At 71.3% G+C, this 13,928-nt stretch carries 13 protein-coding genes and 1 riboswitch; of the genes, 1 reads left to right on the top strand and 12 read right to left on the bottom strand.

From position 1 onward, the window contains the following. Positions 1–6 precede the first annotated feature (6 nt). On the bottom strand, positions 7–819 hold the full coding sequence (locus MRBLWH10_RS04445; RefSeq protein ID WP_341941772.1) for a hypothetical protein: 813 nt from the start codon (positions 817–819) through the stop codon (positions 7–9). Further along, on the bottom strand, positions 816–1,460 hold the full coding sequence (locus MRBLWH10_RS04440; RefSeq protein ID WP_105672374.1) for a SatD family protein: 645 nt from the start codon (positions 1,458–1,460) through the stop codon (positions 816–818). Before MRBLWH10_RS04440 ends, MRBLWH10_RS04445 begins: the two co-directional genes overlap by 4 nt. A 60-nt stretch (positions 1,461–1,520) precedes the next feature. Here MRBLWH10_RS04440 and MRBLWH10_RS04435 point away from each other — a divergent pair, with 60 nt between their 5' ends. Further along, entirely contained in the window at positions 1,521–2,117 is a 597-nt protein-coding gene (locus MRBLWH10_RS04435) for a DUF1349 domain-containing protein (RefSeq protein ID WP_341941771.1), read from the top strand. 21 nt (positions 2,118–2,138) lie between these two features. Here MRBLWH10_RS04435 and argH read toward each other — a convergent pair whose 3' ends face one another. The 10 genes from argH to MRBLWH10_RS04385 form a co-directional block, all read right to left on the bottom strand. Then, positions 2,139–3,569 carry an argininosuccinate lyase gene (gene argH, locus MRBLWH10_RS04430; RefSeq protein ID WP_105672376.1) on the bottom strand — a complete coding sequence of 477 codons (1,431 nt, stop codon included), beginning with the start codon at positions 3,567–3,569 and terminating at the stop codon, positions 2,139–2,141. Then, entirely contained in the window at positions 3,569–4,504 is a 936-nt protein-coding gene (argF, locus tag MRBLWH10_RS04425; RefSeq protein ID WP_341941770.1) for an ornithine carbamoyltransferase, read from the bottom strand. The genes argH and argF overlap by 1 nt, the downstream gene beginning before the upstream one ends. Beyond that, positions 4,501–5,712, bottom strand: a complete 1,212-nt coding sequence (locus MRBLWH10_RS04420; RefSeq protein ID WP_341941769.1) for an acetylornithine transaminase — start codon at positions 5,710–5,712, stop codon at positions 4,501–4,503. The genes argF and MRBLWH10_RS04420 overlap by 4 nt, the downstream gene beginning before the upstream one ends. Beyond that, positions 5,709–6,626 (bottom strand): acetylglutamate kinase, encoded by a 918-nt coding sequence (argB, locus tag MRBLWH10_RS04415; RefSeq protein ID WP_105672379.1) that lies wholly within the window; start codon positions 6,624–6,626, stop codon positions 5,709–5,711. The genes MRBLWH10_RS04420 and argB overlap by 4 nt, the downstream gene beginning before the upstream one ends. Continuing rightward, positions 6,623–7,780: a bifunctional glutamate N-acetyltransferase/amino-acid acetyltransferase ArgJ gene (gene argJ / locus MRBLWH10_RS04410; RefSeq protein WP_341941768.1), complete on the bottom strand. Its 1,158-nt coding sequence runs from the start codon at positions 7,778–7,780 to the stop codon at positions 6,623–6,625. The genes argB and argJ overlap by 4 nt, the downstream gene beginning before the upstream one ends. Continuing rightward, positions 7,777–8,829, bottom strand: a complete 1,053-nt coding sequence (gene argC, locus MRBLWH10_RS04405; RefSeq protein ID WP_341941767.1) for an N-acetyl-gamma-glutamyl-phosphate reductase — start codon at positions 8,827–8,829, stop codon at positions 7,777–7,779. Before argC ends, argJ begins: the two co-directional genes overlap by 4 nt. Before the next feature lie 221 nt (positions 8,830–9,050). Continuing rightward, on the bottom strand, positions 9,051–11,189 hold the full coding sequence (locus MRBLWH10_RS04400) for a bifunctional hydroxymethylpyrimidine kinase/phosphomethylpyrimidine kinase (RefSeq protein ID WP_341941766.1): 2,139 nt from the start codon (positions 11,187–11,189) through the stop codon (positions 9,051–9,053). Next, positions 11,186–12,034, bottom strand: coding sequence for a hydroxyethylthiazole kinase (gene thiM, locus MRBLWH10_RS04395; protein ID WP_341941765.1), 849 nt, complete (start codon positions 12,032–12,034; stop codon positions 11,186–11,188). The genes MRBLWH10_RS04400 and thiM overlap by 4 nt, the downstream gene beginning before the upstream one ends. Next, positions 12,024–12,118: riboswitch (TPP riboswitch) on the bottom strand. (Overlaps the previous gene by 11 nt.) Positions 12,119–12,141: 23 nt before the next feature. Next, positions 12,142–13,107 carry an NAD-dependent epimerase/dehydratase family protein gene (locus MRBLWH10_RS04390; RefSeq protein WP_341941764.1) on the bottom strand — a complete coding sequence of 322 codons (966 nt, stop codon included), beginning with the start codon at positions 13,105–13,107 and terminating at the stop codon, positions 12,142–12,144. 82 nt (positions 13,108–13,189) lie between these two features. Next, complete coding sequence (locus tag MRBLWH10_RS04385) at positions 13,190–13,906, bottom strand: DUF402 domain-containing protein (protein ID WP_341941763.1); 717 nt, start codon at positions 13,904–13,906, stop codon at positions 13,190–13,192. Positions 13,907–13,928: the final 22 nt, after the last annotated feature.

Genomic DNA, 13,928 nt, shown 5'->3' with positions numbered 1-13,928 from the left:
AACCGCTCAGCTGTGCGCGGCCCACCAGACGAGGAACGCCGCTCCCAGCCCGATCACCCAGCTGACGAGGCTTCCGACGAGGAAGTACTCCGCCCTGGCGCCGGTCTCGCCGTCGCGCGAGATCTCCGGGAAGCGTACGATGCCCTTCGCCGCGAGCATCGCCGCCAGGATCGGGTACGCCGATGCGAGGGTGAGGATCATCACGAGCGTGCGCTCCAGCGGTCCGATCAGCCGCCCGCCTTTGAACCCGCCGCGCGGATCAGCAGGAGCCGCTGCGCTCTTCACCGCCGCATCGTCCGACGTCTCGGCGCCCGACGACTCGGCCTCCACGACGGGGGTCGCCGAGTCCGACGGCGCGGTGACGACCGCCACCGGATCGGCCGGACGCCAGGTGTGCTCGCCGTCGAGTGCGGCGCGCACCACGAGGTTCGCGGATTCGAGCAGGAAGACTCCGGCGCCCAGCGTGAGCACCGCCAGGTCGAAGGACACGTCGCCGAACGGCGAGCGCAGACTCCAGACTCCGCCGATGAGACCGGCGTCGGTGCGGGCTCCCCACCACACCACCGCGCCGACACTGAGGACGCCGAAGAGGACCGCAGGCCAGAATCCCAGGGGCGCCGGTCGATCGTCTGGCATGCACCACACCCACAGAGCGCCCACGACGAGCGCTGCGATCATCGGCAGCAGGGCGTCGCTCACGCTGCCGAGCAGGAGCAGGATCACCACCACGGAGAGATAGCCGATCCACCGGCGAGGCGCGAACTGCCGCACGAGGTCGGCGGCGCCGACGGCCAGCAGGACGAATCCGGCGACGATCATGCGAGCTCCCCTCTGAGCGCGGCCAGTCCCTCGACGATCGCGGCGGCTCCCGCGGTGCGCAGCGCCTTCGAGATGCTCGGCTGGGAGATGCCCTCCTCGGCGGCGAGCTCCTGCTGCGACCGTCCGATGATGCGACCGTAGGTCAGACGCCGTTCGCGCTCGTTCATGGCGCCCACCAGTTCGTCCCTGACGAGGAGGTAGGCGTTGGACGCCGCGATCGTGGTCTCCATGACCTCATCCTGCCCGGGGGCTCCGACAATCCACGTGCGCGTGCGCGGCACGGCGCGGCCTTCCCTCGCGTGCACGGTCTCGATCGCCGCGCGCGCGGCGTACCACCCCGGTCCGTCTGCGAGCTCGCCGTGCACGGATGCGACGGGACGCACCTCCCCCACGCCGATCCCGAACCGGAACGCGATGCCGTCCGGCAGCCGGAGCTGGATCATCAGGAGCGAGATCAGCGCGTCTCCGAGGTCGCTGTAGACGCCCTGCTGCTCGTCTCCCACCGTGGGAGTCAGCGGCTGCGCGGCCAGCGGGAGGTCGGCCTCGACCTGCGCGATCGTCCGGTCGAGCACGTGCTGCGCGGCCGTGCGATCATCGAGCCTGCGGGAGCCGACGATGTCGGCGAGTACGGCGATGACCATCGGATAACCGTATCACGAATAACTCTGTACTTATGCGTTATTTAGTTATATCTTGAGGATATGCCTGAATCGCACATCATCCCCTGGTCCGACGGCTCATGGACCCATGCCCCCTTCGCCCAGTCGACGGCCGCATCCGACGAACCCCACCTCGACGTCACGGCCGTCGAGGGCAGCGACGCCTGGCGACGCACCGCCTACGGCTTCGTGCACGACAGCGAGCACGCGCTTCTCGCACCTCTCGCCGTCGGCGAGGCCATGGACGTGTCGTTCCAGGCCCCGTGGGACGGCCAGTTCGACCAGGCCGGTGTCTTCGTGAAGATCGACGACGAGCACTGGATCAAGGCGGGGATCGAGTATGCCGACGACCATCTCGGACTCGGCGCCGTCGTCACCGACGTCGGCTCGGACTGGTCGGTGGGCCACGTCGACGACTGGCACGGAAGCGAGATCACCGTGCGCGTGAGCCGCTGGCCGGATGCCGTGATCGTGCGGGCTCGCGCCGACGACGGCGACTGGCGCCTGGTGCGGGTCGCGCCGTTCGAGGGAGACGCCGCGGCATCCGCCGGTCCGTTCCTCGCCGCCCCCATGCGCTCCGGGCTCACCGTGCGATTCACGCGCTGGGTGCGCTCCGCGGCGGACGCGACCCTGCACTGAGCCGGATCCGCCGCGGCAGGACTACAGCCCGAGAGCGTGCGCCGCTGCCTGCGCCCGTGCGACGAGCTCGGCGCGCTGCTCCGCGACGCGCACGGGGGCGGTGCCACCGGCGCCCGTGCGCGAGGCGACGGATCCCTCGATCGTCAGCACCTCGCGCACCTCGGGCGCCAGGTGCGCGGACACCGAGAGCAGCAGCTCGTCGGAGGCGTCTTCGAGGCCGATCCCCCGGTCCTCGCAGGCGCGGACGAGCGCACCGGAGATCTCGTGCGCGTCGCGGAAGGGCACGCGGCGCTTGACCAGCCACTCCGCGACGTCCGTCGCGAGGGAGAAGCCCTGCGGGGCGAGCGCGGCCATCCGCTGCGTGTCGAACTGCAGCGTCGCGACCATGCCGGCGAACGCGGGCAGCACGACCTCCAGGGTCTGCACGGAGTCGAAGACCGGCTCCTTGTCCTCCTGCAGGTCGCGGTTGTACGCCAGGGGCAGCCCCTTGAGCGTCGCCATGAGACCCGAGAGGTTGCCGATCAGCCGGCCCGACTTGCCTCTGGCCAGCTCGGCGATGTCGGGGTTCTTCTTCTGCGGCATGATGCTCGACCCGGTCGAGTAGCCGTCGTGCAGCGTGACGAACCCGAACTCGCGCGTGTTCCAGAGGATGATCTCCTCGGCGAGGCGCGACAGGTCGACGCCCGTCATGGCCGTGATGAAGGCGAACTCCGCCACCACGTCACGCGCGGAGGTGCCGTCGAGGGAGTTCTCGGCGGGACGGTCGAGTCCGAGCTCCGTCGCGACGAGCGCCGGGTCGAGGCCCAGGGTCGAACCCGCGAGCGCTCCGCCGCCGTACGGCGAGACGCCGGCGCGGCGACGCCAGTCGACGAGCCGCTCGAGCTCTCGCACCAGAGGCCAGCCGTGCGCCTGCAGGTGGTGGGCGAGGAGCACGGGCTGCGCGTGCTGCAGATGGGTGCGACCGGGGAGGATCGCATCGGGGTGCGCCTCGGCCTGGGCGACGAGCGCGTCGATCACGCGGAGGATGTCACGGGCGATCACCCGGGCGTGGTCGATCAGGTACATGCGCACGAGAGTCGCGATCTGGTCGTTCCGGCTGCGACCCGCGCGCAGGCGTCCGCCCAGCTCGGGCCCGAGCTCGGCGATCAGGGCCTGTTCCAGGGCACCGTGCACGTCCTCGTCCGTCGGCTGCGGCCGCAGCGAGCCGTCCGCGACCTTGCGGGCCACGGCATCCAGTCCCTCGTGCATCCGCGTCGCCTCATCGGCTTCGAGGTACCCTGCGGCCTCGAGGGCCGTCGCATGCGCATGGGATCCGGCGATGTCGTACGGCGCGAGGATCCAGTCGAAGTGCGTCGAGCGGCTCAGCTCGACGAGCTCGGGAGAGGGACCGCTCGCGAACCGAGCTCCCCACAGGGCTCCCTCGTTCGTGCCCTCGTTCTTGTCCGCGCCCATCAGGCGGCCTCCCCGTTCTTCCGGAGCAGCCAGACCAGCAGCGCCTTCTGCGCGTGCAGGCGGTTCTCGGCCTCGTCCCACACGACGCTCTGCGGGCCGTCGATGACCTCGGAGTCGACCTCGTAGCCGCGGTCGGCGGGGAGGCAGTGGATGAAGATCGCCTCGGAGTCGGCGATCGTCATCGTCTCCGGCGTCACCTTGTACCCCCCGAGATCGCGGATGCGCGCGAGCTTCTCCTCCTCCTTGCCCATCGACACCCACGTGTCGGTGACGACTACGTCGGCGCCGGCCGCCGCCTCCACCGGGTCCGTGTAGAGCGTGATCGAGCCGCCGGTCTCGGCGGCACGGCGGTCGGCGGCCTCGACGACGTCGGCGCGCGGCGCGTAGTCGGCCGGCGAGGCGATGCGCACGTGCATGCCCGCCGTGACGCAGGCGAGCGCGTAGGAGTGCGCCATGTTGCTCTGCCCGTCGCCGAAGAACGTGAGGGTGAGCCCCTTCAGCTCGCCCTTGTGCTCGCGGATCGTGAGGAGGTCGGCGAGCAGCTGGCAGGGGTGGAAGTCGTCGGAGAGCGCGTTGACCACGGGCACGCGGGTGCCGTTCGCCATCTCCTCGAGACCGGCCTGGGCGTAGGTGCGCCAGACGATCGCCGCGACCTGGCGCTCCAGCACCCGTGCGGTGTCGGAGGGGGTCTCCTTGCCGCCGAGCTGGCTGTTGGCCGTCGAGATGATCAGCGGGGAGCCGCCGAGATCCGCGATGCCGACCGCGAAGGACACGCGCGTGCGGGTGGACGACTTGTCGAAGATCACCGCGACGGTCTGCGGACCGGCGAGGCTCTTGTCCGCCCAGCGGTCCTTCTTCAGCTCCAGCGCGAGATCGAGGATCTCCGCCTGCTCGGCGGGGGTGAGGTCGTCGTCACGCAGCAGGTGGCGGGTCATGCGGGGGCCTTTCCGGAGTCGGTGAGGGATGCCTGGACGTCGGCGAGGGATGCCGTGAACAGCTCGCGGAACTCGGCGAGCTCGGCGGCGCCGATGGTGAGCGCCGGCGCGATGCGCACGGTCTCGGGGTTGGCGGCGTTCACGATGAGACCGCGCTCCTGGGCCGCGGCGACCACGGCGCCGGCGACGGGAGCGGTCAGCGCGACGCCGATGAGGAGACCGCGACCGCGGACGCCCTCGATCAGCGGGGAGTCGACGGCCTCGATGAGATCGCGCAGCTCAGCGCCCCGCAGCGCGGCGTTCTCGACGAGACCCGCGTCCTCGATCTCGGCGAGGACGGCATCGGCCACGGCGGTCGCCAGCGGGTTGCCGCCGAACGTCGAGCCGTGCGAACCGGGTGTGAAGAGCGCGCTCGCGGCCCCGTAGGTGACGAGGGCGCCGATCGGGAAGCCGCCGCCGATCCCCTTCGCGAGGGTGATCGCATCGGGCGTGATGCCCTCGTGGCTGAAGCCGAACCAGGCTCCGGTGCGCCCTGCGCCGGTCTGGATCTCGTCCACGATGAGCAGCGCGCCGTGCTTCAGGGTGAGCGAGCGGGCTGCGGCGAGGTACCCCTCGGGCAGCTCGACCACTCCGGCCTCTCCCTGGATGGGCTCGACGATGACCGCGGCGACACGGTCGTCGATCGCGGCCTCGAGCGCCTCGATCGTCGCCGGGATGTGCTCGACACCACCGGGCATCGGCTCGAACGGGGCGCGCATCGACTCCTTCGCCGTCATGGCGAGGGAGCCCATCGTGCGCCCGTGGAAGCCGTTCTCCAGTGCGATGATGCGCGGCTTCTCCGCTCCGCCGTGCAGACGGGCGAGCTTGAACGCCGCCTCGTTGGCCTCGGCGCCGGAGTTCGAGAAGAACACGCGGCCGTCGAGGCCCGCGCCTGCGAGCCGCTTCAGGCGTGCGGCGAGCGCGAGCTGCGACGGCGTGGCGAAGTAGTTCGACACGTGAGCGAGGGTCGCCGCCTGGCGGGACACGGCCTCGACGAACACGGGGTGCGCGTGGCCGAGGGAGGTCACCGCGATGCCCGCGAGGAAGTCCAGCAGGCGCTTGCCCTCGGAGTCCCACAGATACGAGCCCTCGCCGCGCGTGAGCATGGCCAGGCGGGGCCCCGCGTTGAGGACCAGATCGCTCGCCGCGTCATCCTGCCAGTTGCTCATGCCGTCGTCCCTGCGCTTCCCATGACCACTTCTGTTCCGATTCCCTTGCTGGTGAAGAGTTCGACGAGCACCGAGTGCGGCACCCGTCCGTCGATGATCGCCGCGGCGTCGACGCCGCCCTCGACCGCGTCCAGGCAGGCCCTCATCTTCGGGATCATCCCGGACTCCAGGCTCGGCAGCATCTCGACGAGCGCGTCCGATGTGAGGTGCGAGACGAGGGAGTCCCTGTTGGGCCAGTCGGCGTAGAGCCCCGGCACGTCGGTGAGGATGACGAGCTTGCGCGCCCCGAGCGCCACCGCGAGGGCGGCGGCGGCGGCATCCGCGTTGACGTTGAGCGACTGCCCGGGGTGGTCCAGATCGGGCGCGATCGACGACACGACCGGCACTCGCCCCGCGGCCAGGTGATCGAGCACGGGGGTCGGGTCGACCTCGACGACATCGCCCACGCGACCCAGATCGACCTCCTCCCCCTCGATGATGACGCCGCGACGACGCCCGCCGAACAGACCGGCGTCCTCACCGCTGAGACCCGTCGCGATCGGGCCGTGGGAGTTGATCTTCGACACCAGCTGCGGGTTGACCTGGCCGGTGAGGACCATCCGCACGACGCTGATCGCCTCGGTGGTGGTGACCCGGTAGCCGCCCTTGAACTCGCTCGGGATGTCGAGACGATCGAGCATGTTCGAGATCTGCGGGCCACCGCCGTGCACGACGACGGGCTGCACGCCGACGTAACGCAGGTACGCGATGTCCTGGGCGAACGCCTCCTGCAGCTCGTCGGAGACCATGGCGTTGCCGCCGTACTTGACGACGACGATCTGGTCGCGGAACTTCTTCAGCCACGGGAGGGATTCGATGAGGGTCTCAGCCTTGACCGCGGCGATCTCGGCCGGGGTGTCCTGGATGTCGGTCATGAGGCGTAGGCGCTGTTCTCGTGGACGTACTCGTGGGTGAGATCGTTCGTGAGGATGGATGCCGTGGCCTCGCCGACCTTGAGGTCGATGACGAGGTGGGTGGCCCGAGGGGTCAGGTCGACCTCATCGCGGGGACGGTCGGGGCCGCCCTCGCTGCACACGCGGACGCCGTTCATCCACACGTCGACGTCGTAGGGGTCGAACTGCGCGGCCGTGGTGCCGATCGCGGCGAGCACGCGCCCCCAGTTCGGGTCGTTGCCGAAGATCGCCGCCTTGAAGAGGTTGTTGCGCGCGACGGAGCGGCCGACCTCGACGGCGTCCTTCTCGGATGCCGCGTGCTGCACCTCGATCGTGATGTCGTGGCTCGCCCCCTCGGCGTCGCCCTGCAGCTTGACGGCGAGCTCCTGGCAGACCTCGGAGAGCGCAGTCGCGAAGTCGTCGAGGTCGGGAGCCACCTCGGACGCCCCGTTGGCGAGCAGCGTCACCTGGTCGTTGGTCGACATGCAGCCGTCGGAGTCGAGACGGTCGAACGTCTGACCGGTCGCCCGGCGCAGCGCCTCATCGGCCTCGAGCGGTTCGAGGACGGCATCCGTGGTGAGCACGACGAGCATGGTGGCGAGACCGGGGGCGAGCATCCCCGCGCCCTTCGCCATGCCGCCGATGGTCCAGCCGTCGCGGCTGACCACCGCGGTCTTGGCGACCGTGTCCGTGGTCATGATGGCCTGGGCGGCGGCGTCCCCTCCCTCGGAGGAGAGTTCGGCGATCGCCTGCGCGGTGCCGGCGAGGACCTTCGAGCGGAAGACCTCGTCACCGGTGCCGATGAGTCCGGTGGAGCACACGAGCACATCCCCCGCGCTGACGCCGAGGAGCTCGGCCGCCTTTTCGGCGGTCTGGTGCGTGGTCTGGAAGCCGAAGCTGCCGGTGAAGCAGTTCGCGCCGCCCGAGTTCAGCACGACGGCCTCGACGACGCGGTCGGCGACGGCCTGCTGCGACCAGATGATGGGGTTGGCCTTGGCGCGGTTGCTCGTGAAGACGGCCGCTCCGACCTTGCGCGGGCCGCGGTTGACGACCACGGCGACGTCAGGCTTTCCCGTGCTCTTGAGGCCTGCGGCGACGCCGGCCGCCTCGAATCCTGCAGGTGCGGTGACACTCACGGTGCGACTCCGTTCACGGAGAGGGCGCGGTCTTCGGGGAGGCCGAGCGCGATGTTCATGGACTGGATGGCGGCACCGGCGGTGCCCTTGACGAGGTTGTCGACCGCGGTGACGACCGTGACGCGGTTCGCGGCGCGGTCGATCGCGAGTCCGATCAGCGCGGTGTTCGCCCCGAGCACGTCGGCCGTGCGCGGGAACTGCCCCTCGGGGAGCAGCTGGACGAAGGTCTCCCCCGCATAGGCGCTCTCCCACGCGTCGCGGATCTGCGCGTCGGTGACGCCCTCGGCGATCGGAGCGGTGGAGGTGGCGAGGATGCCGCGTGACATCGGGACGAGCACGGGCGTGAAGGAGATGCGGATGCCGTCGGCCTCTGCCCCGGACGCTGCGGCGAGCGCCTGCCTGATCTCCGGGATGTGGCGGTGCGTGCCGCCCACCGCGTAGGGGTTGGCGGTGCCGAGGATCTCGCTGCCGAGGAGGTTCGTCTTGAGGCTCTTGCCCGCGCCGGAGGGGCCGACCGCGAGCACGGAGACGATGTCTCCGGGATCGATCACTCCCGCGGCGACGCCGGGCGCCAGGCTGAGGCTCACGGTCGAGGCGTTGCATCCCGGTGCCGCGATGCGCGTGGCGCCGCGCAGGTTCGCCCGCTGCTTCCCCCCGCCGACGGGCAGCTCGGGAACACCGTACGCCCACGGCTCGTGGAAGTCGCCGCCGTAGAAGGCGTTCCACGACTCCTTCGAGGTGAGCCGGTGGTCGGCGCCCGCGTCGATCACGAGCGGCACCGAGCCGAGCGCGTCGGTGTACTGCCCCGACTGCCCGTGCGGCAGGGCGAGGAACACGATGTCGTGCCCTGCCAGGATCTCGGGTGTCGTGTCCTGCAGCGTGAGATGGGCGAGCGAGCGCAGGTGGGGCTGATGCGGGATCAGCGGCTGCCCTGCGTTCGAGTGCGCGGTGACGGTGCGGATCTCGATGTCGGGATGGGCAGCCAGGAGGCGCAGAATCTCGCCGCCTGCGTAGCCGGATGCGCCGGAGACGGCGACGGAGTACGTCATGCTTCTACCTTAACGGTGGGAGGGTCGGAGGCCTGAGCGGCGACACCGGCACTCGACCGCCGTGCGTGCACAGGCAGGAGCGCGGGGTCGCCTAGAGTCGGCGGCCGCCGCGGCGTCGGCGCACAGCGATGACGCTCGGAGCGAGCGTCAGATAAGCGGTGGCGGCCGAAGGCATGTCGCGACAGTAGCGCGAGCGCCGCGGCATCCGCAAATCCTGCGCGTCACACGCCCTGCGGGATCGGCGCGGCGAAGAAGGCGAGCTCGTGCGCGCTCGCGATCTCGAAGGCGCGGAGCATCCTCTCTCTGCGCGAGGGCGACGATGCCGCCGCGGCCCGCGACACGTACGCGATCGCCGTCTCCGTCGCGGCTTCGAAACCGGGGTCGGCGTAGGTTGCGAGCCAGGACGCGTACGGATGCCGTGGATCGCGGGCGTACTCCCCGAACTCCCCCGCGTGCAGACGCCGACCGAGGTCGGTGTAGAGCCAGAAGCAGGGCAGGATCGCCGCGATGAGCTCGGCGTAGTCGCCCCCGAAGGCGACGGAGCGCAGGTGATCGAGGTAGGCCGTCGTGGTCGGGGCGGGCGCGGCGGCGAACGTCTCCTGGCCGACGCCCGTCGCGGGGGTCAGCCAGGAGGCGTGCAGCTCGAGCTCTCCGACGATCGCCCCGTGTGCGGACTCCGCCCAGAACGCCTGCTCCGCCGACGACGGCGCCAGGCGGGACGCCTCCGCCAGCACTCTGGCGTACTCCCCCAGGTACAGCGCGTCCTGCGCGAGGTAGAACACGAAGGCATCGCGATCCAGCGTGCCGTCGGCGAGGGCACGGATGAACGGGAGCTCGTCGATGCCCGAGCGGATGCCGGAGATGCCCTCCCACCAGTCCGCGCGGACCTCACCGGGGGTGGGTCGGGTGTCGAGACCACCGCGGGACCAGAGGCCTGCGAAGTGGTGCACCGGGCCGTGTCCGCGTCCGACACGGAGCGCATGGCTCTCACGCAGCGCCTCCCGCAGCCAGGTGCGCGCTCCGGCGACGGCATCCGCCGGGCTCTCCCCCCGCGCGAGCAGCGTAGCCAGCGCGGAGGACAGCGAGCAGCCGGTGCCGTGCGTGTGCGGGGTGTCGATGCGGGCGCCGGAGAACTCGCGCCGCACCCCGGCGCCGATCAGCGCGTCTGGGGTCTCCGCACCGGTGAGGTGCCCGCCCTTGACGAGCACCTGGGCGCCGATCTCGGCCGACAGCTCCTCCGCCGCGGCGAGTGCCTCCTCCCAACCTGTGATCCGACGGGAGGTGAGCACGGCGAGCTCGGTGAGATTGGGGGTGACGACGTCGGCACGGCTCAGCAGTCCGCGCAGCGCGTGCTCGGCCGCCGCGTCGAGCAGGCGGTCCCCGCTGGTGGCGACCATGACGGGATCGATCACGACGATCGGCGGGCGCACCCGGTCGAGCCAGTCAGCCACGGCGCCGATGACCTCCGCGTCGGCGAGCATGCCGATCTTCACGGCGTCCACGACGATGTCGGCGGAGATCGCGTCGAGCTGCGCGCGCAGGAACTCCGTCGGCGGCACGTGCACGGCGCTGACGCCCTGCGTGTTCTGCGCGGTGAGAGCGGTGAGGACGGCCATGCCGTATCCCCCGTTCGCCGCGATCGACTTCAGGTCCGCCTGGATGCCCGCCCCTCCCGACGGGTCGCTGCCGGCGATGCTGAGCACACGCGGCACCCCCGCTGCACGCCAGCGGCGGAGGAATCCTCGCGCCGCCGCTGCCGGATCATCGGCGGCGCACAGGGCCGACACGACCGCGAGACCGGCGGCGCCCGCCTCGCGCAGGGGCTCGGCGTCGTCGATGCCGACGCCGCCGATCGCCACGCACGGCAGCGGAGTGGCCGCAGCCACCGCCGCGAAGCCCTCGATGCCGAGTGCCGGCGGATGGTCGGGCTTGGTGCTGGTCGGTCGGATGACGCCGACGCCGAGGTAGTCCACTGTGCCCTCCGGCAGCTCTCCGAGTGCGGCGAGGTGCTCAGGGCTGTTCGCGGTGAGACCGATGAGGGCGTCGGGGCCGAGTGCGGCACGGGCGCGCAGCACCGAGGAGTCCCCCTGTCCGAGGTGCACGCCGTCGACGCGGGCGCCCGCGGTACGAGCGGCGAGCGCGGCGTCGAGACGATCGTTCACGACGAGGAGCGCTCGACCGTCGATCACCCGGGAGAGCTCGACGAGCTGCGCGGTCGTCTCGGCGTCCGTCGCCCGCTTGTCGCGCAGCTGCACGATGCGCACTCCCCCGTCGACGGCCATCCGCACGGTCTCGACGACGCCGCGTTCTCCGCACAGCCCCGGATCGGTGACGAGGTACAGGGAGAGGTCGGCGATCACAGCGCGCCACCCTCGACGCGCGCCGCTCCGGCGAGATCGTCAGGGTGCACGGCGGCGAGCGCATCGAGCAGTGCGACCGCGAAGCTGCCCGGGCCTGCGGATGCCGCAGCGGCGCGCTCGGCGGCGATCGTGTAGACGAGGCTGGCCGAGGCGACCGCCGTGAGCGCATCGGCTCCCGTGGTCCGTGCGGCCCCGAGGAACGCAGCCATGACGGCGCCGAGAGCGCAGCCGCCTCCCGTGACCCTGGTGAGCAGCTCGTGCCCGTTCGCGAGCCGCAGCACGCGCTCCCCGTCGGTGATCAGGTCCACCGGCCCCGACACCGCGACGATGCTGCCGAAGCGCGAGGAGAGCGCGACCGCGGCGTCGGCGGCGGCATCCGTGGTGTCGGTGGCGTCGACCCCTCGACCGCCTGCGCTGAGACCGGCCAGTGCCAGGATCTCCGAGGCGTTGCCGCGGATGGCCGTCGGGCGCAGCGCCACGAGCTCCTGCGCCAGCGCCGTGCGCACCGGGAGCGCGCCGATGGCGACGGGGTCGAGCACCCAGGGCGTGCCGGACGCCGCGGCTCCGGCCGCCGCCTCCAGGCTCGCCGCTCGCTGCTCGGGGTTCGGCGTGCCGAGATTCACGAGCAGGCCGGAGGCGACGCCGGCGAACATCCCGGCCTCGCCGACGATGTCGACCATCGCGGGGGCCGCGCCGACGGCGAGGAGCACGTTGGCCGTGAACCCGGTGACGACGGCGTTGGTGATGCAGTGCGTGAGAGGAGGCGTCTCTCGCAGCACCCCCAGCAGCGTAGCGGCCTCGGAGACGAGGGCGGAGGCGGATGCAGGACGCAGAAGATCGCTCATGCGACATTCCCTTCGCTAGTGCTAACTAGATCAGGTTCGACGGGTCTGTTCTCAGCCGCGGATGCGGCACCCCGTGTCACTGCTCGCAGTCTAGCGAAGAGCGCGGATCACCCGAGCTCGGCGAACAGCTCCAGCTCCTGGGCCCGGGTGAGCCCCGCGCGCCGCTCGCGGTCGACGCCGCGTGCTCGTTCGTCCGCGAGAACCGCGTCCACGGTGTCCCCGAGCGGACGCAGCGTCCCGCCGTCGGAACGATAGGCGGCGTTCGAGCGCGTCATGAAACCGGTCATCTCCGCCGGCAGCCACAGCGGCAGCGAGCGCTCCCCCATCCAGTACTCGACACCGTGCTCCACGAGCCACTCCTCCTCGGCGGACACCGTGTCGCCGTCGTGCCCCGCCGCCGCGCGGAACAGTGCGAGCACCTCGCCGAGCGCATGCTCGTCGCCGACCGTGTTCACCGCACCGGTCGACGTCGTGGCGGCCACGTACGCCGCGAGGTCATCGACGTCGATCACCTGCGTCGTGCGCCCCTCGGTCGGTGGCAGCAGCACCGTGCCGTCGCCCGCGCGGTCGAACGCCGCGGCCCAGTATCCGAAGCGATCGCTGGGGTCGCCCGCGCCGACGATGAGTCCGGGGCGCACGATGAGCGCCCGGTCTGCGAGCGTGCGCACCGCGTCCTCCGCGGCGACCTTCTGCGGACCGTACTCGTACTCATCCCCCGGTTCCGCGGCGATGTGCAGCGGAGCGGACTCGTCGGCGCCGACCGTGACGTCGTCGGAGTAGGCGGACATCGACGAGACGTACGTCCAGCGTGCGGCTCTGTCTCCGAGCGCCGCGACGGCGGCGACGACATGGTCGGCACGGGAGGAGATGTCGATCACACGGTCCCAGTCACGCACGGCCGCCTCCGCGTACGCGTCGGGATCATCCCGGTCCGCCCGCACGAGAGCAGCCCCGCTCGGCCCCGTGCGTGTGCCACGGGCGAGGCACGTGACCTCGACGCCGTCGTCGATCAGCCGTCGCGCGATGCGCCCGGAGAGCCAGCCGGTTCCGCCGAGGATCAGAGCAGTCGTCATGCGTCCATGTCATCAGCATCCGCTTCCGCGCGGAAGCCCGCTCCGCCCAGAGCAGAGCGCAGACACCGCAGCGGAGCCGACCTCAAGGGCGCCGCAGCTCCTCCAGGCCGCGAAGCTCGGGGAGGGTCCACGTCGGGTCGGGGCGCCATGCGACCCACTCCGGGTCGAAGGGCCAGTCGCCGTCGTGGAAGGACTGGATCGCGGCATCCGCATGCCTCTCGATCTGCGCGGCCTGCTCGCGGGTGAGCCGACCCTGCACGATCGCCGCGGCGACCTCGTCTTCGTCCTTGAGATGAACCGTGCGGTCCGCCGCGATCCAGACGTCGAGGATGTGATCCGAGGAGTAGGTGTCGCGGTCGGTGCGCAGATGGGCGTTCTCCAGATTCACGTACCAGCCGTCGAAGCGCCAGTCGCCGTCATCCGCGTGCGTCCAGAACAGGCACACCGACCAGGGTGCTCCGGCCGGAGCGATGCGCAGGCTGCCGCCGCCCCACCATGCCTCGACGATCCTCGTGCGGCCGTCGAGCCAGCGCCGCTCCAGCGGGATCGAGCGCACGCGCTCGCCCGTGACCGTCCCCTGAGCCTCCTGCAGCGTGCCGGAGGCGAGCCAGGCCACGAGCCCGCGCTCATCGTCGCGCACGACGCGCATGGGGCTGATCGTCGAGGGGTCTCCCGGCTGCCAGCCGGGCGCCCGGTAGTGCCAGTCGATCTGCTCTCCGGGCGCGAGGAACGGACCATCGCCGAGCGGGCGGACGCCCTCGGGAACGGCCGCCGGGGTGCTGTGCGGGAGGATGCTCATCCCGACACGCTACCCCGGCGCC

This window comes from Microbacterium sp. LWH10-1.2, assembly GCF_038397765.1.
GTDB classification, from domain to species: Bacteria; Actinomycetota; Actinomycetes; order Actinomycetales; family Microbacteriaceae; genus Microbacterium; species Microbacterium natoriense.
The sequence above is the reverse complement of the archived record's forward strand: the minus strand, read 5'-3'. Positions and strand labels throughout refer to the sequence as shown.

Bases quoted from the DNA above. Each gene is read 5' to 3' on its own strand.
- MRBLWH10_RS04445 (WP_341941772.1), bottom strand. From the start codon at position 819: ATGATCGTCGCCGGATTCGTCCTGCTGGCCGTCGGCGCCGCCGACCTC.
- MRBLWH10_RS04440 (WP_105672374.1), bottom strand. From the start codon at position 1,460: ATGGTCATCGCCGTACTCGCCGACATCGTCGGCTCCCGCAGGCTCGAT.
- MRBLWH10_RS04435 (WP_341941771.1), top strand. From the start codon at position 1,521: ATGCCTGAATCGCACATCATCCCCTGGTCCGACGGCTCATGGACCCAT.
- argH (WP_105672376.1), bottom strand. From the start codon at position 3,569: ATGGGCGCGGACAAGAACGAGGGCACGAACGAGGGAGCCCTGTGGGGA.
- argF (WP_341941770.1), bottom strand. From the start codon at position 4,504: ATGACCCGCCACCTGCTGCGTGACGACGACCTCACCCCCGCCGAGCAG.
- MRBLWH10_RS04420 (WP_341941769.1), bottom strand. From the start codon at position 5,712: ATGAGCAACTGGCAGGATGACGCGGCGAGCGATCTGGTCCTCAACGCG.
- argB (WP_105672379.1), bottom strand. From the start codon at position 6,626: ATGACCGACATCCAGGACACCCCGGCCGAGATCGCCGCGGTCAAGGCT.
- argC (WP_341941767.1), bottom strand. From the start codon at position 8,829: ATGACGTACTCCGTCGCCGTCTCCGGCGCATCCGGCTACGCAGGCGGC.
- thiM (WP_341941765.1), bottom strand. From the start codon at position 12,034: ATGAGCGATCTTCTGCGTCCTGCATCCGCCTCCGCCCTCGTCTCCGAG.
- MRBLWH10_RS04390 (WP_341941764.1), bottom strand. From the start codon at position 13,107: ATGACGACTGCTCTGATCCTCGGCGGAACCGGCTGGCTCTCCGGGCGC.
- MRBLWH10_RS04385 (WP_341941763.1), bottom strand. From the start codon at position 13,906: ATGAGCATCCTCCCGCACAGCACCCCGGCGGCCGTTCCCGAGGGCGTC.